This window comes from Bacteroides sp. GD17, from assembly GCF_038448625.1.
GTDB lineage: Bacteria > Bacteroidota > Bacteroidia > Bacteroidales > Bacteroidaceae > Bacteroides.
Window position 1 is genome coordinate 844,994 of sequence record NZ_JBCEZS010000001.1, and the last position, 23,638, is coordinate 868,631.

Here is a 23,638-nt window from a genome sequence, read left to right on the forward strand (position 1 = left end):
TGCACATGAATTCATCTCTGCAAAAAACATGGAAAATAGGGCTGTCAATCCTTTTTGGAGTGATAGTGCTTCTCTTTTGGGGAATCGTTTATCCGGCTCATGTTTCCTACCAGGAACAGTTCCAGCTTTTCCTGTTCGGTTCGGATTACTGGTGGGAGCGGGTGGCAGTTCCCGGCGGGCTGGCGGACTATGTTGCGGAATACCTGACGCAATTCTATTACTATCCCTGGGCGGGCGCTTGCATCCTGGCATTCTTGTTTGTTCTGCTGCAACGCCTGGTCTGGAAGTTGGCGAAAGAGCAGGGGGCGTCCGGTGTCTACTATCCGTTGAGCTTTCTGCCCGTCCTCGTTCTATGGTATTTTATGGTGGACGAGAATGCGATGCTGTCGTTTGCCGTTGCCTTGTTGCTGACCCTGTTTGCAGCCGGTGCATATACCGACTTGAAGGACAGGTGGGAGCGGACTATTTATATTCTGATTGCTCTTCCGTTGTTGTATTGGACGGCCGGGGCGGTGCACTTCATCTTTATGGGGTGGGTCATGATACGCGAGTTCCGGAACAGTCTTGTCAATAAGAACCTTTTCGGAGGGGTGGGCATGCTGTTGGGCGTCGGGTTGCTGGGTGCAGCCGGTCCGTTGCTGGCAAGTATGTGGATGCAATATCCTATTTACCGTTTGATGGGAGGTATCGGCTATTACCGTTTCCCCGCCGCCATTCCTTTTGTTGAGATTGGGCTTGCTGCCTTGCTGGTCGTTCTTCCTTTTGTGATGGCGGCTTTGCCGGAGGTCAGGAAGAAGGCGCTCTGGTGCGGGGCTTTGCAGGTGCTGGTTGTTGTGGTGGGCGGATATTACTTCGTTGCCGCAGGCTGTGATATGGATAAAGAAGAGGCGATGGACTATGACAGACTGGTACGTAACGGACAGTGGCAAAGGATTATAGAAAAAGCAGAAAAGAAATCGCCGACCTCGCCTTTCGGGGTGACCTGCCTGAACCTTGCTTTGGGGATGACGGGACAGTTGGGCGACCGCATGTTTGAGTTCTACCAGAATGGCACCGAGGGGTTGCTGCCTGCTTTCCAGCGCGACTTCACTTCTCCGCTGCCTACCAGTGAGGCGTATTATCATTTGGGAATGATCAATACGGCGCAGCGTTTCACCTTCGAAGCGATGGAGGCGATACCCAATTTCCGCAAAAGCGGACGCTGCTACAAGCGCCTGGCAGAAACAAACCTGATTAACGGACAGTATGAAGTGGCGGCCAGATATCTGCGTGCGTTGAGAAAGACCCTTTTCTACAAGGACTGGGCGGAAAACGCCATGACCTATCTGTACAATGAAGACAAAATCAATGCGCATAAAGAGTGGGGCAGGCTGAGGCAGCTTCGCTATACCGAGGACTTCTTGTTCAGCGAACGGGAAATGGACATCATGTTAGGACTGCTGTACCAGCATAATCACCGCAATCGGATGGCATTTGAGTATATGTTGGCGTACGTCATGCAGCAGCGCGACCTGGAACGCTTCATGAAATACTATCCGTTGGGGAAGGATGCCGGTTACAATCACATTCCGCGCAGTTATCAGGAAGCGCTGGTATATGTATGGACGCAGACGCACAAGTCTTTCCAAGGCATGCCGTGGAGCATCTCTCAACAAGTGACGAAGGACGTGACGGACTTTGCCCGGATATATACCTCTCAGCAGAATGCCCGGCCGATGCTGCAAGCACGTTATGGCAATACATACTGGTATTATTTGTTATTTAAAAAGTAAGCAGAAAGATGAAGAAGATAGTTATTTACATATTACTGGGGTTGTGGCTGGCAGCTTGCAGCAATGCTGTGACCTCACCCGAACCGGTGGACGAGTGGCCCCATATTTATCCCGACTATATCGGTGTGACCATACCTGCAACCATTGCCCCGATGAACTTCAACTGTATCGGCGGGGAGTATGAACGGGTGGATGTGACGGTGACCGGAGGAAAGTCCGGCGAAGTGCATGTAAATGATAAAGTAGTATCATTCCCGCAGGAAGATTGGGAAGAACTGCTGGAAGAAAACCAAGGCGACAGCCTCTTGTTTACAGTCTCCGTCAGGCAGAACGGTAAGTGGAGGCAGTATCGCTCTTTCCCGATGTACGTCAGCACTTATCCCATTGATTACGGAGTAGTGTATCGCAAGCTTGCACCGGGCTACGAGGTGTACAGCAAGATGGGCATCTACGAACGCGACCTTTCTACTTTTAGGGAGCGTCCCCTGTTGGAGAATACAATGGTGCCGGGCATGTGCATGAACTGCCACGCCTTCAACAAAACCAAACCGGACCACCTGAGCCTGCATATCCGCGGAAAGAACGGCGGCACGCTGATGCAGATCGGTAAGAAGCGTGAGATGCTGGACACCAAGACCGATTCTACGCTCTCTGCCTGCGTCTATCCTTACTGGCATCCGAGCGGAGAGTATATCGCCTATTCCGTGAACAATACGCGTCAGTCTTTCCATGCCGTGAAGGATGAACGGGTGGAGGTGCTGGACCTGGCGTCGGATGTGCTGGTATATTATCCGGAGACGCACGAGCTACTGCTCTCTCCGCTGTTGCAGAAGAAGGAAGTGTTCGAAACTTTTCCCGTATTCTCCTCCGACGGGCGTAAACTCTATTTCTGTTCGGCAGAAGCGAAGCCGATACCGGAAGAGTATAAAGAGATACGTTATAACTTGTGCAGCATAGACTTTAACCCGGAGGACGGCACGTTCGGCGAGCGTGTGGATACCTTGATAAATGCGGCTGCAATGAAGAAAAGTATCTCTTTTCCGCGACCCTCGTACGATGGAAAGTACATCATGTTTACCTTGTCGGATTACGGGAACTTCTCCATCTGGCACAAGGAGGCCGATCTGTGGCTGATGAACTTGCAGGACGGCACGCTCCGCCCGATGGAGGAAGTGAACAGTGACGATACGGAGAGCTTCCACAATTGGAGCAGCAACTCACGCTGGTTTGTGTTCAGCAGCCGCAGGGGGGATGGACTCTACACCCGTCTGTACTTGGCATGTATGGACGAGAATGGCAAGGTGAGCAAACCCTTCTTGTTACCTCAGGAGAATCCGTGGGCGTATTACGACCGTTTGGACTGCTCGTACAATGTTCCTGAGTTCACGAGCGAGCCGGTGAAGCTGGAACGCCGGAAGGTGGAAAGGCGGATTGTATCGAGGAAGCGTGTTCCGGTAGAAGTACGGGAATAATTTTTTTGTATTCTGCTTTATAATACAGTAAAGGGATAAAATTGTATCATTATCGCTTGGCGTAATCGGCTATCTTTGTGCCCATAGACATTATTCGCAATCATAAATGTGGATTTGAATTAATAATAACAAACATAATGTGCATGGAGACTTTTAAAGAAAAGGTAGAAAGCCTGATTCAGGAATATGAAGAGTTGATTACGAGAAAGAATGTGCCCGTGGAAGGCGGGAACGGTATATTCACCCGCTATGAATATCCGGTGCTGACGGCAGCCCATACCCCCATATTCTGGCGATACGATTTGGACGAGAAATCCAACCCTTATCTGATGGAACGTATCGGCATGAATGCCACAATGAACTCCGGCGCCATTAAGTGGAACGGAAAGTACCTGCTGATGGTGCGCGTGGAGGGAGCCGACCGTAAATCGTTCTTTGCTGTGGCCGAAAGCCCTAACGGCATCGACAATTTCCGCTTCTGGGACTATCCGGTAACGATGCCCGAAGATACGATACCGGCTACGAACGTCTACGACATGCGCCTCACGGCTCATGAAGACGGATGGATTTATGGCATTTTCTGTGCCGAACGCCACGATGATATGGCTCCTCTCGGCGATTTATCCTCTGCTACGGCTACAGCAGCCATTGCCCGCACCAAAGACTTGAAGAATTGGGAACGCCTGCCGGACTTGAAAACAAAGAGCCAGCAGCGCAACGTGGTGTTGCATCCTGAGTTTGTCGACGGAAAGTATGCTCTCTACACCCGTCCGCAAGATGGATTTATTGACGCCGGAAGCGGTGGAGGCATCGGCTGGGCGCTGGTGGACGACATGACGCATGCCGAAGTAAAAGAAGAAAAGATTATAGACCAGCGTTACTACCACACTATCAAGGAAGTGAAGAACGGTGAAGGTCCGCATCCCATCAAGACTGCAAAGGGCTGGTTGCATCTGGCCCACGGCGTCCGTGCCTGTGCGGCCGGATTGCGCTACGTGCTCTATATGTACATGACGTCGCTCGAAGACCCCACGCAACTGATTGCCGCGCCTGCCGGTGCCTTCATGGTGCCCCAGGGTGAGGAGCGGATAGGCGATGTGAGCAATGTGCTCTTTACCAACGGATGGATTGCCGATGAGGATGGAACGGTATACATCTACTACGCCTCCTCGGACACACGGATGCACGTGGCTACCTCGACCGTAGACAAACTGGTGGACTACTGCATGAATACGCCTGCGGACGGTCTGTGTTCGTCGGCTTCGGTAGCAACACTGAATAAACTGATAGACAAAAACCTCCAAATAATAAATGGTGATTAAATCGTGAATCACTGAAATCTAAGAACTATGGCAACACTCAAAGAAAAGATAGGTTACGGTTTCGGAGACATGTCCTCCTCCATGTTCTGGAAGATATTCTCCTACTACCTGCCTATATTCTACTCGAATATTTACGGTCTGAGCCTGGCCGACACCGGCGTACTGCTGTTGGTGACGCGTATATGGGATGCCGTTTCCGACCCGATGATGGGCATCATTGCCGACCGCACGCATACGCGCTGGGGGAAGTATCGCCCGTATCTGCTGTGGATAGCATTACCATTCTCTATCTGCGGAATATTGCTGTTCACGACTCCCGATTTCGGACCGACCGGTAAACTGGTCTGGGCGTATATCACATACATCATGATGATGACGGTCTATACGGCCATCAATGTGCCCTACGGTGCTATGCTGGGGGTGATGACCGATGATTCGGACACGAAGACCGTGTTTTCTTCCTACCGTATGTTCTTTGCCTATGCCGGCAGTTTTGTGGCACTCTTTACATGGGAACCGTTATGTGGCTGGTTCCGCGAAATGACGGGGTCGGTGACAACGAGCTGGCAGTACGCCATGATTGTGATTGCTTCCTTATGTCTGATTATCTTCCTGCTGTGCTTTGCCATGACGCGCGAGTATGTGAAGAGCGTCTCCACGCTTTCCATCGGGAAGGACTTCAAGTCGCTGATGGCCAATGTGCCGTGGTGGCTGCTGATAGGTGCAGCACTCTGCTCCAACTTATTCAATACAGTGCGCGGGGCTACGGCTGCCTATTTCTTCAAGGATTACATTGGAGACAACGCTTTCCTGAACCTTGGCAATTGGTCGATCCTTTTCTATGCCGGACTGTTTCTGGGCGTGGGCGAGGTGCTGAACATGGTAGGGGTAGTGCTGACGGTGCCGCTCTCACGTGCTTTCGGCAAAAAGTCCACATATATACTGACAATGGTGGCGTTGGCCTTCCTGAGCATCCTCTTCTTCTACCTGCCCTGCTCGCCGTTGGGCTTTTGGTTGATGATGCTGATGCAGGTGGTTATCAGCATCTGCACGGGCATTGTGTCGCCGCTGGTGTGGAGTATGTATGCCGATGTTTCGGACTATGCGGAGCTGAAGAACGGCTCGGCATCTACCGGACTTATCTTCTCTTCCGCTTCCATGGCGCAGAAGTTTGGCGGTGCCTTCGGTGGTGCGGCGGTGATGTGGATATTGGCGGCATTCGGTTATAATACGGCTGCCGGTGCGGTGCAGACAGAAGAGGCGCTTATGGGACTGAACCTCCTGATGAGCTGGATTCCTGCTGCCGTGGCTGTGCTGGCCATCGTGGTGGTATACTTCTATCCGCTGACCAAGGAACGGGTGACAGAAGTAAATGAGAAACTGAAATCTGTACGAAAGACTCAACAATAAAGAATTATGGATGTCAAGACATTAAAGCAGGAGGTGCAGGAGGAACTAGTAGCCAATATCCTCCCCTACTGGATAAATAAAATGACGGACGAAGTGAATGGTGGCTTCTATGGTCGCATCACCGGAAAGGAAAAACTGATGCCGGAAGCGGAGAAAGGAGCTATCCTGAATGCCCGTATCTTGTGGACGTTTTCGTCTGCCTACCGCTTGTTGAAGAAAGAAGAGTATCTTGCCACAGCAACGCGTGCCAAGCGCTATATCATCGACCATTTTTATGACGATGAATTCGGTGGTATCTATTGGTCGCTCGATTATCAAGGTCGGCCGCTCGACACCAAGAAGCAAATCTATGCCCTCGGCTTCGGCATCTACGGCTTGAGTGAGTATCATCGTGCTACGGGCGACGAAGAAGCTCTTGCTTATGCCATCCGCTTGTTCGAAAGCATCGAGGCACATAGCTTCGATCCCGTGAAGAACGGTTACTGCGAAGCCCTCACCCGTCAGTGGGGAGAGATGGCCGACATGCGTCTCAGTGCCAAGGACGAGAACGAGCGCAAGACTATGAATACCCATCTGCACATCCTGGAACCTTACACCAACCTGTTTCGCGTGTGGAAAGATCCGCGCCTGGAGAAGCAACTCCGTAACTTGATAACGTTGTTCGTAGACAGGATATTGAATATCAACACCGGCCATCTGGAACTCTTTTTTAGTGACGACTGGGTGAGCAAGCATCACATCATTTCCTACGGACACGACATCGAAGCCTCCTGGCTGATTCATGAAGCTGCCCTTGTGTTGGGCGATGCTGCTGTCTTGGAAAAGGTGGAGCCTCTGGTGGAATACATTGCCGCCGCTGCCGCCGAAGGTCTGACGCCTGAAGGCAGTATGATTTACGAAACCTTCCCGGACAAGAGCAAGACCGATACCGACTGTCATTGGTGGGTGCAGGCCGAGAATATCGTCGGTCACGTCAACCTCTACCAGCACTTCGATGACGAAGTGTCCCTACAAAAGGCATTCCGCTGCTGGGAATTCATCAAGCAGCATCTGATAGATTACAAAAACGGTGAATGGCATTGGAGTGTCCGTGCCGACGGAACCGTGAACACTGCCGATGATAAAGCCGGTTTCTGGAAATGCCCGTATCACAACGGTCGCATGTGTATAGAGATTATAGAACGTTTTTCATAAATAGATTGATTTTCATGAGTAGGTTAAGTAGTTTTTTGATTTTCATTTGGGTTGGGATTGCGCTGCAGGCGCAATCCCTCAATCCCGACTTCAGCAAGCTGAATTTTGGATGTGATGGTAACAGTATCACAGCAGGTGAACAATGGTCGCGGACGGTGGTCGATGTGCTCGGCTTTGCCACGCACCACAATGTGGCGGTAGGCTCTGCCACTTGGGCTTGCTACGCCGATACGCAGGACTACGGCAGTCCCGGTTTTTCCGGTATCTCCGGCGGTTGGCAGCGTACGGACGATAAGATGGAGATGCAGATGCGTCACAACAATGTATCGAAAGTACACATTCAGAAGTTTATTTCCGAAGTGGAAAGCGGTGCATACCCTGCACCCGACGTCTTTGTCTTCTCCATGGGGACGAACGACCGTAACCTGGGCAGTGCCGAAGAAGCGCTGAAAGGTAAAACGCTGGATGAGGTGGACGTCACCACCATGGCGGGTGGTGCCCGCTGGGCCATCCAGACGATTATTGAGCATTATCCCCAGTGCCGCGTCTTCGTCTGCACTCCTATCCAGACGGGCAGCACGGAACATAATGCCCAAAATCTGCAAAAGATTGCCATCTTGCGCGAACTCTGCCAAGCACTCTCCGTGCAATTGATAGATTGTTACTCCGGCAGCGGCATTACCGAGAAGATGGAACAGCCTTCCGGACGCGGACGCTACCTGCGAGACGGGTTGCATCCCGACAAAGAGGGACAGGTGTTGATGGGGCGCTATATTGCAAAGGAGATACGGAACAACTTCTTCTAAATTTTGTTATAGACATAAATTTGCCTGAGAAAAAAGGATATATGGAACTATTTCGTACATTTGTTGCGTTTCTCTATTGTGCTATTATCTTATTGGGAAAAGAGATATAACACAAACGAAAATAAAATGCGTTAATCAATTGCACGAAATATGTATTTATTCATTGTTTTCATCTCTGTTTTATTGCTAATATTTAGTATTAGATTAATTTTTTCTGTAAATGCTACAAGTCTTTATCAAGAGAGGAAAAAATCCATAACTAATAAAATTGAAGCTAAAGGCGTAAGAAAGTATGAAATGGTTTCTACTCCCAAGGGAAATATCTTTGTTGTCTTTGATTTATTGAATAAGGAAATCTGGATAACTATAAACTCTCAACTTACTATTTCAAAAGAATCCATAATCAACGGTTTTGGAATGTCTTCTAATGTCAATAATTTTAGCTCAAAATATGGGACGAAAAAACATTGTCTGGTAGTTGATAATGAATCGGAAAAACTTCTTGTGATTAGTATTAATCCTTCAGAAAGATCAATTGAACATATAATCATTGATTTTGATGAGATTGTAGATGTTGAGATTGAATGTATAGGTAAAACTATATCTGGCACTACATTTAGTCCGACTACCTTGCGTTCGAGTACTACTTATGCAAGAAAGTGTAAGGCTCTTAACTTGAGAGTACTAGTTCGAAATGTAGATGTGCCTGTATATATCATTGATTGGTATAATGACATTGCATTATTTGATATAGAAGGTTATGATATATATCAGAGTGCCCAATTGGCTAAAGATACTATTCGTGTAATAATTGATAAAGTTACTTCTAAGTGTAAAATTGATACTTCTGAATTGTAGTTTCTTATTGATATAACTTCAAGCGATTAGTCAATATCTTATTGCTTTGCTTCCCTTACCATAAAAGTTCAAAAGATGTGCCGTGTGTTTCGGGGAAAAGCTTTATATTTGCAGTCCCCTGTTTTAAGCTAAACTTTTTTATACCATTACTTATGAGTAAGATTCTGATCGTTGATGATGAGGTGCAAATTCGTACCCTCTTGGCGCGCATGATGGAGTTGGAAGGCTATGAGGTCTGTCAGGCAGGGGATTGCAGAACTGCTATGAAGCAGTTGGAACTTCAAAATCCCGATGTAGCTTTGTGTGATGTATTCCTCCCCGACGGAAACGGGGTGGACTTGGTGCTGTCCGTCAAGAAGGCGGCTCCCAACGTGGAAGTTATCTTGTTGACAGCGCATGGTAACATTCCCGACGGTGTGCAGGCCATCAAGAACGGTGCTTTCGATTATATCACCAAGGGCGACGATAACAATAAGATTATTCCACTGATAAGTCGTGCCGTAGATAAGGCGCGCATGAATGTTCGCCTGGAGAAGTTGGAGAAGAAGGTGGGGCAGGCATATTCGTTCGACTCTATTCTGGGAGAGTCGAAAGTGTTGAAGAATGCCGTGCAACTGGCGCAGAAAGTCTCTGGAACGGATGTTCCCGTATTGCTGACGGGAGAGACGGGTACGGGAAAGGAAGTTTTTGCCCAAGCCATTCACCACGGCAGCAAGCGTGCCCGGCAGAACTTCGTGGCTGTCAACTGCTCCTCTTTCAGCAAAGAATTGTTGGAGAGCGAAATGTTCGGTCATAAAGCCGGTTCCTTTACCGGTGCCCTGAAAGATAAGAAAGGCTTGTTCGAAGAAGCCAACAATGGCACCATCTTCCTCGATGAAATCGGCGAGATGGCTTTTGAACTGCAAGCCAAGTTGCTACGCATCCTCGAAACGGGAGAATACATCAAGATAGGAGATACGAAGCCGACGCGCGTCAATGTGCGTATCATTGCTGCTACCAACCGCAACTTGTCCGAAGAAATTGCCGCCGGGCGTTTCCGCGAAGACTTGTTCTATCGCCTCAGTGTGTTCCAGGTACATCTGCCGCCCCTGCGCGAACGTACGGGAGATATACGTTTGCTGGCGAAGGCTTTTATTGCAGATTTCTCCACGCAGCTGTCCCGTACCATCACCGAAACCACTCCCGAATTCTTTGCCACACTCGAACAACAACTCTGGAAGGGGAATATCCGCGAACTTCGGAATGTGATAGAGCGCAGCCTCATCGTCTGCGAGGGCGGACGGCTGGATATAGCCGATCTTCCGCTGGAAATACAGAATTCACATTACGAACAGTCGGACGAAAGTGCGCCCGGCAGTTTTGAACTTTCGGCCATGGAGCGCCGTCACATAGCTCGTGTGCTGGAATACACGAAGGGGAATAAGACGGAGGCCGCCCGGTTACTGAAAATCGGGCTGACAACGCTCTACCGGAAGATTGAAGAATATAAAATCTAACTGATTCTACTAACTTGCGATGAAGACCTTTCTCCATGCCTGATGAAAACCTTTCTTCAGGCTATGGAAACTTCTCTTCGTGCCTATCTAAGCTTAGAATAAAGCTTTTATTTTTAAGAATCAAAGCTTTATTCTTAAGAATTAAACCTTTATTTCTAAGAATAAAGCCTTTATTCTAAGTTTAGATAGGCACGAAAGGAAGTTTCCATAGTACGGAAGAGAGATTTTGGCAGGCACGAGAGTAGTCGACTTACATAACAGAAAACCCCTTCATGTTTGTGATAAAACACAGCATGAAGGGGTTTCTTTTTTCTGTTTTGATAAGATACCTTTTCAAAATGAAAGGGCGGAAAACTCTGTTTGCTTCGTATACTTATAAATAAATGTTCTGATAATCTGCGCTTTATCTCTTTCTTCTTGTTTTTGGCACATCTTTCGCAATAGGATGGCAGATAAAACTAATAGTATCAATTTTTAAAAGGTAAAAGAACATGGGAATAACAGTATCATTTATTTTCTGCCTTTTGAGCGGCTTGTTCGCCTTCTGGCTTTTTTGGAAATGTGTAGATTGGTTTGAAAAGATTTAGAAAGGAGAGAGAACGTATGTACACAACTTTATTTGTATTAGGTATTGCGGTATTCGGGTATTTGATATATGTGCTCGTAAAGCCCGAAAAGTTTTAAATGTTTAAGGAAATGAATACAGAAATTTTAGGTGTAATCCTACAGATTCTCCTGATGGTGGTGATAGCTTATCCGCTGGGAAGATACATTGCCAAAGTCTATAAAGGAGAAAGAACATGGTCGGACTTTATGAAGCCGATTGAGAGATTGATCTTTAAAGTGGGCGGCATCAAGCCTGATGAGGAAATGAACTGGAAGCAATTCCTGAAGGCGCTTCTTATCTTGAATGCTTTCTGGTTTGTGTGGGGCATGGTATTGCTGGTTTCCCAAGGTTGGTTGCCGCTGAATCCGGATAGCAATGGCCCGCAAACACCCGACCAGGCTTTCAATACTTGTATCAGTTTTATGGTAAACTGTAACTTGCAGCACTATTCGGGCGAAAGTGGCTTGACGTATTTTACACAGCTGTTCGTTATTATGCTCTTCCAGTTTATTACGGCAGCCACCGGTATGGCTTGTATGGCAGGTATCATGAAGTCTATCTCGGTTAAAACGACGAAGACTATCGGTAACTTCTGGAACTTCCTGGTTTTGAGCTGTACACGTATCCTGTTACCGCTTTCGTTGATTGTAGGTTTTATCTTGATTGTGCAAGGTACTCCTATGGGCTTTGACGGCAAGATGCAAGTGACTACCCTCGAAGGACAAGAACAGATGGTTTCGCAAGGTCCTGTGGCAGCCATTGTTCCTATCAAGCAATTGGGTACGAATGGAGGCGGATACTTCGGCGTCAATTCTTCACATCCGTTGGAAAATCCTACTTATCTGACTAATATCGCTGAATGCTGGGCTATCCTCGTCATTCCGATGGCGATGGTTTTTGCCCTGGGCTTTTATTCCAGGAGGAAGAAACTGGCTTATAGTATCTTCGGTGTAATGCTGTTTGCCTATTTGGTGGGTGTCGGCATTAATGTTTATCAGGAGATGGGCGGCAATCCGCGTATAGACGAACTGGGCATTGCACAAAACGACGGTGCCATGGAAGGTAAGGAAGTCCGTCTGGGTGCGGGAGCTACTGCATTGTGGAGTATCACGACAACGGTTACGTCCAATGGCTCCGTAAACGGTATGCACGACTCTACGATGCCGCTCTCCGGGATGATGGAGATGCTGAACATGCAGATTAATACTTGGTTCGGCGGCGTAGGTGTGGGCTGGATGAACTACTATACATTTATTATCCTGGCCGTATTTATCAGTGGCCTGATGGTGGGACGTACACCGGAGTTCCTCGGAAAGAAGGTGGAAGCCCGCGAAATGAAAATAGCAACTTTTGTAGTATTGCTGCATCCGTTCATCATTCTGGTAGGTACGGCTTTGTCCAGCTACTTGTTTGCCCATCATCCCGAGTTTGTGGCGGGCGAAGGCGGTTGGCTCTGCAATCCCGGCTTCCACGGGTTGAGTGAACAGCTCTATGAATACACTTCATCTGCTGCCAACAATGGTTCCGGTTTCGAAGGTTTGGGCGATAATACATACTTCTGGAATTATTCTTGCGGTTGGGTGCTGATTTTGGGACGTTTCATTCCTATTGTAGGTCAGGTAGCTATTGCCGGTCTGCTGGCCCAGAAGAAGTTTATTCCGGAGAGTGCTGGTACGCTGAAGACAGATACATTGACTTTCGGGGTGATGACTTTCGCTGTGATCTTTATTGTTGCTGCTCTGTCATTCTTCCCGGCTCATGCACTGAGCACGATTGCTGAATATTTTAGTCTGTAAGTAGTAGAATAAGAAAGATATGAAAGATAAGAAATCAGCTTCTTTGTTTCAAAAGGAGCAAGTAATGGAAAGTTTGAAGCAATCATTCGTGAAGCTGAATCCACGGATGATGATAAAGAACCCGATTATGTTCACGGTGGAGATTGTGACGCTGGTGATGCTGGTGGTCTGCATCCTCTCCCTGGGAACAGCGGAATATGGAACGTTTGGATATAACTTCCTGGTGTTTGTCGTTCTGTTTGCAACCTTGCTGTTTGCCAACTTTGCCGAGGCCATTGCCGAAGCACGCGGCAAGGCACAGGCCGACAGCTTGCGCAAGACGCGTGAAGAGACTCCCGCCAAAATTCTGATTGACGGTAAAATCCGTACAATCAGCAGTTCACGTCTGAAAAAGGGTGACTGCTTTATTTGTGAAGCAGGCGATACCATTCCTGCCGACGGTGAGATTGTAGAAGGCTTGGCATCTATCGACGAAAGTGCCATTACCGGTGAGTCTGCTCCGGTGATTCGTGAGGCGGGTGGTGACAAGAGTTCTGTGACGGGTGGTACGAAAGTACTCTCCGATAAGATTAAAGTGCTGGTAACCCAACAACCGGGCGAAAGCTTTCTCGACAAGATGATTGCGCTGGTGGAAGGTGCCACCCGGCAGAAGACGCCGAATGAGATTGCATTGACTATTCTGTTGGCAGGCTTTACGCTGGTATTTGTCATCGTATGCGTCACGCTGATTCCGATGGCCGATTATACCAATGTAGATCATCCGGGAACTTATATCTCTATTGCGGCTATCATCTCATTGTTTGTCTGCCTGATTCCGACTACGATCGGCGGTCTGCTTTCTGCCATCGGCATTGCCGGTATGGATCGTGCGCTCCGTGCCAATGTAATCACCAAGTCGGGTAAAGCGGTAGAAACTGCCGGTGATATAGATACTTTGTTGCTGGACAAGACCGGTACAATCACTATTGGTAACCGTAAGGCTACGAAGTTCTATCCGGCTCCCGGCATCGATGAAAGCTCATTTGTAGATGCCTGCCTGATGTCTTCACTCTCTGACGAGACGCCGGAAGGTAAGTCTATCATCGAACTGGGACGTGAAAACGGTCACCGTATGCGCGACTTGAATACAAGTGGTGCCCACATGATTAAGTTTACTGCCGAAACCAAATGTTCCGGCGTCGACTTGCAGGACGGCACGCAGATTCGTAAAGGTGCATTCGATGCTATCCGCAGGATTGTGGAGGGGGCCGGAAACGAGTTCCCCCGCGAAATAGAAGATGTAATCTCTGCAATCTCAAGCAATGGCGGTACACCGCTGGTGGTGTGTGTCAACCGGAAGGTGACCGGCGTTATTGAGTTGCAGGATATTATCAAACCGGGTATTCAGGAACGTTTTGAACGTCTTCGTAAGATGGGTGTAAAGACGGTGATGGTGACCGGTGACAATCCGCTGACTGCCAAATATATTGCAGAAAAAGCCGGTGTGGATGATTTCATTGCTGAGGCTAAGCCGGAAGACAAGATGGAATATATCAAGAAGGAACAGCAGTCCGGTAAGTTGGTGGCTATGATGGGCGACGGTACGAACGATGCTCCCGCCCTGGCGCAAGCTAATGTAGGTGTTGCCATGAACAGCGGTACGCAAGCTGCCAAAGAAGCCGGCAATATGGTGGATCTTGACAATGATCCGACCAAGCTGATTGAAATCGTGGAGATAGGCAAGCAGCTGTTGATGACTCGCGGTACGCTGACTACTTTCTCCATTGCGAATGATGTTGCCAAATATTTCGCTATCATTCCTGCTTTATTCATGGTTGCCATCCCGCAACTGGCTCCGCTGAACATTATGGGGTTGCATAGCCCTGAGACAGCTATTTTGTCGGCCGTTATTTTTAATGCTATCATCATCCCTATTTTGATTCCGCTAGCTCTGAGAGGGGTTCAGTATAAGCCGATAGGGGCAAGTGCGCTGCTTCGCCGCAACCTGCTGATTTATGGTTTAGGTGGCGTCATTGCTCCGTTTGTAGGTATCAAATTGATAGATATGATAGTTAGTTTATTTTTTTAAAACAGTATTATAATGAAAACTCTTTGGAAATCACTTAAAATAACACTCGCACTTTGCGTATTCTTCTCTGTGTTCTATGTCCTTATCTTATGGGTATTTGCACAGTTCGCCGGCCCCAACAAGGGGAATGCTGAAGTGGCTACCTTGAATGGCAAAGTAGTAGGTGCTGCCAATGTAGGGCAGATGTTTACAAAAGATATCTATTTCTGGGGACGTCCCTCTTGCGCGGGCGACGGCTATGATGCTTCCAGTTCTGCCGGTAGTAATAAAGGCCCTACGAATGAGGAATATCTAGCTGAGGTAGAGGCACGTGTGGATACTTTCCTGGTGCATCATCCCTATTTGTCTCGCAAGGATGTGCCTGCTGAAATGGTAACGGCCAGCGGTTCCGGTTTGGACCCTGATATTACTTCGGCCGGTGCTTATGTACAGGTAAAGCGTGTGGCTCAGGCACGTGGTATGAACGAGGCTGACGTAAAGGCTCTTGTTGACAAGGCTGTTGAGAAACCGTTGCTCGGTTTGTTCGGGACGGAGAAGGTGAATGTGCTGAAGTTGAACATTGCGTTGGAAGAAGCCGATCAGAAGAAATAAGTTTTTAGTTGTGTTTGTCATGTGTTGTAGGCAGGAACGGGGAGTTCTGTTCAGGCAGCGGGAGGCTGTCGTTTATACAGGGGGAGTGGAATCCTCGTCCTGCCTTTTAATGCTGAAAAACCGATAATTGAAATAAATAAGAAGATATACTTAGTAAATAGTATAAAAACGGAAAGAGAATGAGTAGGGAAGAAAGTGTACAGCATTTCCTCGATTTGATAAAGAAGTCGCGGCGTGGGAAGTTCAAGGTTTACATCGGCATGATTGCAGGTGTGGGCAAGTCCTACCGAATGCTTCAGGAGGCACACGACTTGTTGGACAACGGGGTGGACGTGAAAATCGGATATATAGAAACACACGGACGTGCCGGTACAGAGGCGTTGCTGGAAGGACTGCCCGTCATTCCGCGTCGCCGGATATTCTATAAGGGCAAGGAACTGGAAGAAATGGACCTGGATGCCATTATTCAGATACATCCCGAAATAGTGATTGTGGATGAACTGGCGCATACCAACGTAGAAGGCAGCCGCAATGAGAAGCGCTGGCAGGATGTGATGGATTTACTGGACGAAGGTATCAATGTGATTTCCGCCGTCAACATCCAGCACATCGAAGGTATCAATGAAGAAGTGCAGGACATATCGGGCATAGAGGTGAAGGAACGCATTCCCGACAGCGTTCTGGAAGAAGCCGACGAGGTTGTGAACATCGACTTGACGGCAGAAGAACTGATAACCCGGCTGAAGGCTGGTAAGATTTACAAACCGGACAAAGTGCCGCTTGCCTTGAACAATTTCTTCAAGACAGAGAATATCCTGCAATTGCGTGAACTGGCATTGAAGGAAGTAGCGTTGCGTGTGGAAAATAAGGTGGAGAATGAGGTGGTAGTTTCTTGCGTAGGCGTCCGCCATGAGAAATTTCTGGCGTGCATCAGCAGCCAGGAAAAGACACCGCGTCACATCATCCGCAAGGCGGCACGTCTGGCTACGCGCTATAATACCAGTTTCATCGCTCTTTATGTGCAGACTCCGCGTGAAAGTTCCGACCGCATCGGCCTGGCAAGCCAGCGGCATCTGCTGAATCATTTTAAACTGGTGACCGAACTGGGGGGAGAGGTCGTTCAGGTGCAGTCGAAAGACATACTGGGTAGTATTGTCGCTATCTGTAAAGAGAAGCAAATAACTTCTGTCTGTATGGGCAGTCCCTCATTCCGTTTGCCCGAATCGTTGTTCATGCTTCTGAAATATCGAAAATTTGTGGGCGATTTGGCACAGGCAAACATAGATTTGATTATACTTGCATAAATTTTAATTTTTAGGAACGTTATGAATATTCGTACAAAATTGATACTCAGCGTAGGTATACTAACCGGAATGATTATTCTGCTGGTGGCTCTTTCCGTTGTGAATCTTCAGATATTGACGGCTACGGAACCTGACAGCCCTGCGGCAGTGCCCGGGTTGCAACGTGCATTGATGTGGATTTCTGTTACGGGCAGTGTTTGTATTCTTGCCAGCATCGTCTTGTTGGTATGGCTTCCCCGTTCCATCAGCAAGCCCATTCAGGAGCTGACGCGCGGCATACTCGAAATAGCTAACCATAATTATAAGAAACGCCTGGATATGAGCGGTCACGAAGAATTCCGTGAGGTGGCCGATAGTTTTAACCGCATGGCTGAACGGTTGACGGAGTATCGCGCCAGCACGCTGAACGACATCCTTGCAGCCAAGAAATTCCTTGAAGCTATTGTGAACAGTATCAATGAGCCTATTATCGGATTGAACCGTGAACGGGAAATCTTGTTTGTCAATAATGAAGCATTGACGGTGCTAAATCTTAAGCGCGAGGAGGTGATCCGTCATTCTGCCGAGGAGCTTTCTTTGAAGAATGATTTGCTTCGCCGTCTGGTTCGTGAGTTGGTTACACCGAGCGAAAAGAAAGAACCGCTGAAGATTTATGCTGACAATAAGGAAAGCTATTTCAAGGCTTCCTACATCACAATCCTTAATACGGAGGCGGATGATGACGAACCTCATACATTAGGAGATGTTATTCTGCTAAAGAATATCACTGAGTTCAAGGAACTGGACAGTGCTAAAACCACCTTCATATCGACCATCTCCCATGAATTGAAGACACCTATTTCTGCAATCCTGATGAGCCTGCAATTGTTGGAAGACAAACGGGTGGGAGCGCTGAACGACGAACAGGAACAGCTGTCAAACAGTATCAAGGAAAATGCCGACCGCCTTCTTGGAATAACCGGAGAACTGCTGAATATGACGCAGGTGGAGGCGGGCAAATTGCAGATGATGCCTAAGATAACGAAGCCTATCGAACTGATGGAATATGCCATCAAAGCCAATCAGGTGCAGGCCGATAAATTCAACATCCAGATTGAAGTGGAATATCCGGAGGAGAAGATGCCTAAACTCTTTGTTGACAGTGAGAAGATAGCTTGGGTACTTACCAACTTATTGAGCAATGCCATCCGCTATTCTAAAGAGAACGGGCATGTCGTTATCGGTGCCAGGCATGAGGACGGGTTTGTAGAAATGTACGTCCGGGACTTTGGCAAAGGCATCGATCCCCGCTACCACCAAAGCATCTTCGACCGTTACTTCCGGGTGCCGGGAACAAAAGTGCAGGGCAGTGGCTTGGGACTGTCTATCTCCAAGGATTTTGTAGAAGCACATGGCGGCACATTGACTGTGCAGAGTGAACTGGGGAAGGGGAGTTGTTTTGTAATACGGCTGAAAGCATAACTTTAAAAATGAGATAGATTATGAGAAAATTATTTGCTTGTATTTTGTTGGTGATAACCATCTTACCGGTTGCAGAATTGAATGCTCAAAATAAAGATTGGGCTAACTTGAAACGCTATGAAAAAGAGAATCTTGAACTGCTGCAAGAAGAGAATTCCGGTAAGCGGGTCGTTTTTATGGGAAATTCCATTACGGAAGGTTGGGTAAACAATCATCCTGATTTTTTCAAGAAGAATGGTTATATAGGCAGAGGTATAGGCGGACAATCTTCTTATCAATTTCTTGTGCGTTTTCGTGAGGATGTAATCAATCTTTCTCCAGCGGTGGTAGTGCTCAACGCTGCAACAAATGACATTGCAGAAAATACGGGCACTTACAATGAAGACTATACTTTTGGCAATATCGTCTCGATGGTAGAGTTAGCCCAAGCTAACAACATAAAAGTAATCCTGACCACTACGCTTCCTGCTGCTGCCTTTGGCTGGAACAAGAGCATTACAGATGCACCACGAAAAATTGCCAGTTTGAATGCCCGTCTGCAGAAATATGCCAAGAAGAATCATATCCCCTTTGTAGATTATTACTCGGAGATGGTCGTTGGAGAAACGAAAGCTTTGAATCCTCAGTATACCAAGGATGGAGTGCATCCTACTTCTGAAGGGTATGATGTGATGGAAGGGTTAATTCAGAAGGTCATTGATAAGGTGCTTCGTAAATAGAAAGAATTAGGGCGAATTATATTGTTTTCTTTCAGAAAGTTTGCTTATCTTTTGTAAAATGTGTTCCTTTGCATAAAATATAATAGTATATAGGCGAGATATACAAATTTATAGAGAACCATTAGCGAGGAGGAGTTATGACAAAACTGATTTATTTATTAGGAATTGCCTTGTTGGCATTGTCTTCTTGTATCAGTAAGGATTTGTCGAAAGGCAATGATGATGATACACCGAAGGAAGAGTATGATCCGTCGTTCGATTACAACATTAGAATTGAACGTCACATTACGGTTACGGCGAAAAGCCCGAATGGAAGCCCCTCAGCCGATGTTCCGTTCAGTATCTATCTGGAGAATCCGTATGGGGAAGAAGGAAAACTTCTGGAAGATGTGTTGCCTGTTTATTCCGGTTCTACGAATGTAAGCGGCGTTATGGATGTAAAAGTGAACATTTCGAACCATGTTAAGACCGTTTATGTGGTTACTCCATACGTTGGCTATGGGCAATATATGCAGGAATGTGAGCTTGGTGACGTTATGAACCTGACATTCCAGGCCGGAAATGGATCGGATACTCGTTCCGTTTCTGCCGGAGTTCCAAATACCAGAGCAGTGGCGACCGAGATTACGCGTAATGGTACTATATACAATGCAGCCAACAATGTGTATATATTCTATGAAAAGGGATTCTTCAGTACGGGTACCAAGTTGCTTAGTGGTGATGATACAGTCGATCCGGAACTCATCACAACCCATATTGATGTGTCTGGTATTGGTAAAATTGCTGACAATTTGTTCCCGGAGCGGGAGACTGTTGATGATGAAAAATATTATTCATCCGATTATTGTACCGATTTAGTGATCGGCAAGCCGTCTTTGAGTGCTGGTGAGGAATATGAAGGAACACAGGTGTGGGTAACTTTTTTGGGGGATGGAGGCTTCTCCATTAATAATAGAAATTCCAAAAACTCGTTATGTTATTATACCTACGATACGGGAAATCCACCAACAGACATTGCTAAGCTTCATAAGACATTGCTTTTCCCGAATACGAATACTCGTAATCCCGGTTCCTATTTAGTGGGTGTTAAAGTACAGTTAATGTATTGGGACGGAAGCAAGTATACTTCTCGCTTCCCGGCGGGCAAAAGCATTGGCTGGATTATGGTTTCGGGAACTAATGGCGAGAATGTGGGGGATTTGGGTTCATTCCGTTTTTCTACTCCGGTTCTGAATGACCAGGTACCTAATACTCCATTCAACGGTCCGTATACCGGCGGCATTGCTCGTTGGTCCGAAGAGGGGCAATGTAATATTGTAGGTATGGAAAACAGATTGCATTTGGATACGGATAAAAATAATGATAAAGACTACAACGATATTTTATTTATGGTAGAATCCGATCCTATCATCAAACCGCAAGATGATGTTCCGCCTCCACCGTCGGAAGATCCCAAGGGATACGGTATTTCCGGTGTGCTGGCTTTTGAGGATAATTGGCCTGATAAGGGAGACTATGACTTCAATGATCTTGTGATTGACTATACATATACTCTTATACCGGAAACAGAGGGAGCGACAGATATACGGAAAATTGAATTAGCGTTTACTCCCAAAGCTTTAGGAGCTGCTTATAGCAGTGGTTTCGGTATACAGCTACCTATACAAAGAAGTAATGTAGCAGGTGTGGATGGTGCAACACTTGAAGATGGTACTGATGCATTGGCAACAATTATTGTCTATGATAATACGCGTTCGGCATTTGGTAATGCTGGTGGCTTTATCAATACGGAGGCAAGCTCGGGGAAGGTGGTAAGTACATCGGCGAGTGTAGTAATCCGTTTGAAAGAAACTGTATCTGATGCCGGTAACAACTTGCTTTCTAAGTTCAATCCGTTCATTTATGTCATAGACCGTTCAAAGGAAATTCATTTAACGGATATGAAGCCTACGAGTAAAGTCAATATGGATTTATTTGGAACAGGAGTAGATGTAACAAATGGAACTTCTTCAAGTTACCGTATGGCAGATATGTTCCCGTGGGCATTGGATATTCCTAATGAAACGAGTGGAAATGTGGGATGGAAATACCCGTTGGAAAGAATCTCGATTATGGAGGCTTATCCGGATTATAAAACTTGGAGTAATGTGGATGGACACAATATTACCTGGCTGGATAAAGTGAATCCGGACTGCGTTTATAACAATTAATTTTTTATTGCTTGCGATACTGCTGCGGAGACATCCCAGTCTGTTTCTTGAAGAACGTACCGAAATAAGAAGCATTGGGGAAGTTGAAGTAATTGGATATTTCCTGAATATTCTTTTGGGTATTCTTGAGCAGCGAGATACTTTTACGGATGATGGACTTGAATATCAGTTCTTGTACCGTGAACCCACTGATTGATTTGGACAATGCGGAGAGGTATTTGGGGGACAAACAAAGTTTGTCTGCATAAAATTCCACTCCGCGTTGTTCTGTATAATATTTCTCTATCAACTGAATCAGTTTCATGAATATATCGTGTTTATGCCCTACGGAGGTCTTCAGATCCAGCAGTTTGCGGTTGTAAATGGAGCAAATACGGTACGTCAATCCCAGTAACAGCAGTTTCTGTTCATAGCTGTTGAAAGTGCTTTCCTGCATCTGTAGAGTACTGTCTAATAAAGCCATATACTTCAAGACTTCTTCTTCCTCGCCGGTGTTCCATACGTAGCATGGTTCCGTTCGGAGTTGCATGTACAGGTACATGGAGACTACTGAGTTGCCCATAATATCCCGTATCGGCTCTATCTGATAAATAAGGATGAACAGTTGCAGGTCTTCCGATTCCTTGAGTACTTGGAAGAGGGATTCCTCGGGGATGAAAAGCGTTTCGCCTGCCTGGGCGGAGAATGGCTTCTGGTTGAGGGAGAATGCGAAATTTCCTTGTCGGCACACAACTAACCCCGCTCCTTTTATCAGAAACGGTTTCTTCAGGGAGGCGGGAAAAGCGCAGAGCATACCTCTTGAACTACAAATGTTTTCCTCGCATAATAGTGAATAGTCGAGGCGGGATAAGCGTTCTTGTTGAGCATCCATAACATACGATATTATAAATCCTTTTTTTGAAAACGCCGCTAAGTTAGTAGTTTTCGTTTAGGATAGGGAATAATGAGTGCAAATATCATACAAAAAAGACAAGCATACAAGGTCCAACCCGCCATTTGCTTCAGGGCGGAGAGCGTGGCCTGTACCTGAATGCGCCCTTTGGTGGATATGGCCGCCATGTTTATTGCCTCCGCTTTGCTCTTTCCCTGATATTGCATGCCCTGCACGGTTTGAGCGAACGAAGCAGATGCTTCGGGATGCAGCATGTCTACATTCTGGGCATAACGGGTGACATAGTGTTGCTGGCGTTCCTGCAATACATTGGCATACAGGGCGGCACCGATACCGGGGGCGAGTACCATACGCACGGTAAGCATGGTGCAAATCCAGGAGGAGAGGAACTTGTAAGGCATGCGTTGGGTGGCGAATGTTGGTATCAGCGAGTAAAGCATCATCATGCCTGTGGAGCGGATGATGACGGGGTATTTCATCCGTTCGTACAACCCGGCACTTTGCACCTCGAAGTACATGAACATGGCGGACAGGCCGATCAGCAGGAAGCCTGCGGCGAAAAGGTATTTGAAGTGTACGCCTTTCATGCTCAGGCCGATGGTCACGACTGTACCGATGAAGTAGCCCAGCATGCTCCAGTTGCTTAAAGTGGCATTCTGCAGATTGTCCAGCTTCATGGCTATTCCTGCAAATACGTTGACGAACATGGAGCTGGAATTCAGTACCATCAGCAGCAGATAGAATAGAAAGCCAAAGCGGATAGTGCGCAGCTTGAGCACGTCCAGTTGGTAATAGGGATTGCGGTGCGTGGCTTCCAGGTAAAGAAACAACCCGCCGCTGAGAAGGGCGCAGACGGTGGCCCATCGGATGGTAGGGTCGTCGTACCAGTCGAGTACTTTTCCGTAGGTCAGTATGTACGTGATGCAGACCAGCGGGATGCAGAAGATGGAAGCGTCGCCGAATTGCCTGAAGTTGATGGGAAAGCGTCCTGCGGGGTATTTGTGATAGGGCATCGTGATAAACAGGATGAGGATGCAGAACAGCAACAGCCCCATCATGAAGTAGTAGACATATTTCCATTCGTACTCAAAAGAGAGCCAGGCCGTGAGCGAGGTGCCTAATTGCCCCAGTATCATAAAGAACAGGTAGATGGCCGGTTGGGCGATGCTTCGCTCTATGTCTAGTTTGTCCCAGGCTGCACCGCTTGTGGGCTCGTTGCCGGGAGTGATTTTGTCGTAGGCTTCCATGTTGCCTGCATACTTGATGAGGGTGAACAGGTTGACCATCATCAATACCATCCGCAGAAAGCCCGTGAGCAGGCTGCAGAGTGCCAGGAGGAAGATGCTGTCGGTCTTGGCGCAGATGTAGCTGAAGATATACATCAGCGAGAAACCGGCAATGCACATCATCTTCTCCCTCCGGATGACCACCAGACGGTAGAGGAACGGGCAGAAAGCGGCCATGCCTATGGAAGTGGCAAAATTGGCAAACTGGATGTGTTCGGATATGATGCCCAGTCCGCTCATCATCTCGGTACTGTTGACTGAGTAAGTTCCGCCTACCGTCAGGATGGGCAGGAAGAGCAACAACAGGATAAGGATGCCCAACGGTTTGGGCACCCAGTTGTAGAAGGGGTAGTTCTTGGGGTATGAGGGCATTG

At 47.3% G+C, this 23,638-nt stretch carries 18 protein-coding genes; 16 read left to right on the forward strand and 2 right to left on the reverse strand.

What is annotated here, in order from left to right; genetic code table 11:
- The first annotated feature begins 5 nt into the window (after positions 1–5).
- The 16 genes from AAE250_RS02885 to AAE250_RS02955 all read left to right on the forward strand — a co-directional run bounded on the left by AAE250_RS02885 (position 6) and on the right by AAE250_RS02955 (position 21,086).
- On the forward strand, positions 6–1,772 hold the full coding sequence (locus AAE250_RS02885; RefSeq protein WP_342288647.1) for a DUF6057 family protein: 1,767 nt from the start codon (positions 6–8) through the stop codon (positions 1,770–1,772).
- An 8-nt stretch (positions 1,773–1,780) separates the two neighbouring features.
- Positions 1,781–3,244, forward strand: coding sequence for a TolB family protein (locus tag AAE250_RS02890; RefSeq protein WP_342288648.1), 1,464 nt, complete (start codon positions 1,781–1,783; stop codon positions 3,242–3,244).
- A gap of 143 nt (positions 3,245–3,387) precedes the next feature.
- A complete protein-coding gene (locus AAE250_RS02895; RefSeq protein ID WP_342288649.1) occupies positions 3,388–4,566 on the forward strand; it encodes a glycoside hydrolase family 130 protein in 1,179 nt (392 codons plus the stop codon).
- Between the two features lie 27 nt (positions 4,567–4,593).
- Entirely contained in the window at positions 4,594–5,976 is a 1,383-nt protein-coding gene (locus tag AAE250_RS02900) for an MFS transporter (protein WP_342288650.1), read from the forward strand.
- Between the two features lie 6 nt (positions 5,977–5,982).
- Complete coding sequence (locus tag AAE250_RS02905) at positions 5,983–7,170, forward strand: AGE family epimerase/isomerase (RefSeq protein WP_342288651.1); 1,188 nt, start codon at positions 5,983–5,985, stop codon at positions 7,168–7,170.
- 14 nt (positions 7,171–7,184) lie between these two features.
- Positions 7,185–7,976: an SGNH/GDSL hydrolase family protein gene (locus AAE250_RS02910; RefSeq protein WP_342288652.1), complete on the forward strand. Its 792-nt coding sequence runs from the start codon at positions 7,185–7,187 to the stop codon at positions 7,974–7,976.
- 150 nt (positions 7,977–8,126) lie between these two features.
- Positions 8,127–8,834, forward strand: coding sequence for a hypothetical protein (locus tag AAE250_RS02915; RefSeq protein ID WP_342288653.1), 708 nt, complete (start codon positions 8,127–8,129; stop codon positions 8,832–8,834).
- 152 nt (positions 8,835–8,986) lie between these two features.
- Positions 8,987–10,330 carry a sigma-54-dependent transcriptional regulator gene (locus AAE250_RS02920; RefSeq protein WP_342288655.1) on the forward strand — a complete coding sequence of 448 codons (1,344 nt, stop codon included), beginning with the start codon at positions 8,987–8,989 and terminating at the stop codon, positions 10,328–10,330.
- Between the two features lie 603 nt (positions 10,331–10,933).
- Positions 10,934–11,014 (forward strand): potassium-transporting ATPase subunit F, encoded by an 81-nt coding sequence (locus AAE250_RS23605; RefSeq protein WP_446715720.1) that lies wholly within the window; start codon positions 10,934–10,936, stop codon positions 11,012–11,014.
- A gap of 12 nt (positions 11,015–11,026) precedes the next feature.
- Positions 11,027–12,733, forward strand: coding sequence for a potassium-transporting ATPase subunit KdpA (gene kdpA, locus AAE250_RS02925; protein ID WP_342288656.1), 1,707 nt, complete (start codon positions 11,027–11,029; stop codon positions 12,731–12,733).
- 19 nt (positions 12,734–12,752) lie between these two features.
- Complete coding sequence (gene kdpB / locus AAE250_RS02930; RefSeq protein WP_342288657.1) at positions 12,753–14,801, forward strand: potassium-transporting ATPase subunit KdpB; 2,049 nt, start codon at positions 12,753–12,755, stop codon at positions 14,799–14,801.
- A gap of 12 nt (positions 14,802–14,813) precedes the next feature.
- A complete protein-coding gene (locus AAE250_RS02935) occupies positions 14,814–15,392 on the forward strand; it encodes a K(+)-transporting ATPase subunit C (RefSeq protein WP_342288658.1) in 579 nt (192 codons plus the stop codon).
- A gap of 179 nt (positions 15,393–15,571) precedes the next feature.
- On the forward strand, positions 15,572–16,696 hold the full coding sequence (locus AAE250_RS02940; protein ID WP_342288659.1) for a sensor protein KdpD: 1,125 nt from the start codon (positions 15,572–15,574) through the stop codon (positions 16,694–16,696).
- Positions 16,697–16,717: 21 nt separating this feature from the next.
- On the forward strand, positions 16,718–18,157 hold the full coding sequence (locus AAE250_RS02945) for an ATP-binding protein (RefSeq protein ID WP_342288660.1): 1,440 nt from the start codon (positions 16,718–16,720) through the stop codon (positions 18,155–18,157).
- A 20-nt stretch (positions 18,158–18,177) separates the two neighbouring features.
- Complete coding sequence (locus tag AAE250_RS02950; RefSeq protein ID WP_342288661.1) at positions 18,178–18,876, forward strand: SGNH/GDSL hydrolase family protein; 699 nt, start codon at positions 18,178–18,180, stop codon at positions 18,874–18,876.
- 137 nt (positions 18,877–19,013) lie between these two features.
- Complete coding sequence (locus AAE250_RS02955; protein WP_342288662.1) at positions 19,014–21,086, forward strand: LruC domain-containing protein; 2,073 nt, start codon at positions 19,014–19,016, stop codon at positions 21,084–21,086.
- A 4-nt stretch (positions 21,087–21,090) separates the two neighbouring features.
- Here AAE250_RS02955 and AAE250_RS02960 read toward each other — a convergent pair whose 3' ends face one another.
- Complete coding sequence (locus AAE250_RS02960; RefSeq protein ID WP_342288663.1) at positions 21,091–21,957, reverse strand: helix-turn-helix domain-containing protein; 867 nt, start codon at positions 21,955–21,957, stop codon at positions 21,091–21,093.
- A gap of 38 nt (positions 21,958–21,995) precedes the next feature.
- Positions 21,996–23,636, reverse strand: coding sequence for an MFS transporter (locus AAE250_RS02965; RefSeq protein WP_342288664.1), 1,641 nt, complete (start codon positions 23,634–23,636; stop codon positions 21,996–21,998).
- Positions 23,637–23,638 lie beyond the last annotated feature (2 nt).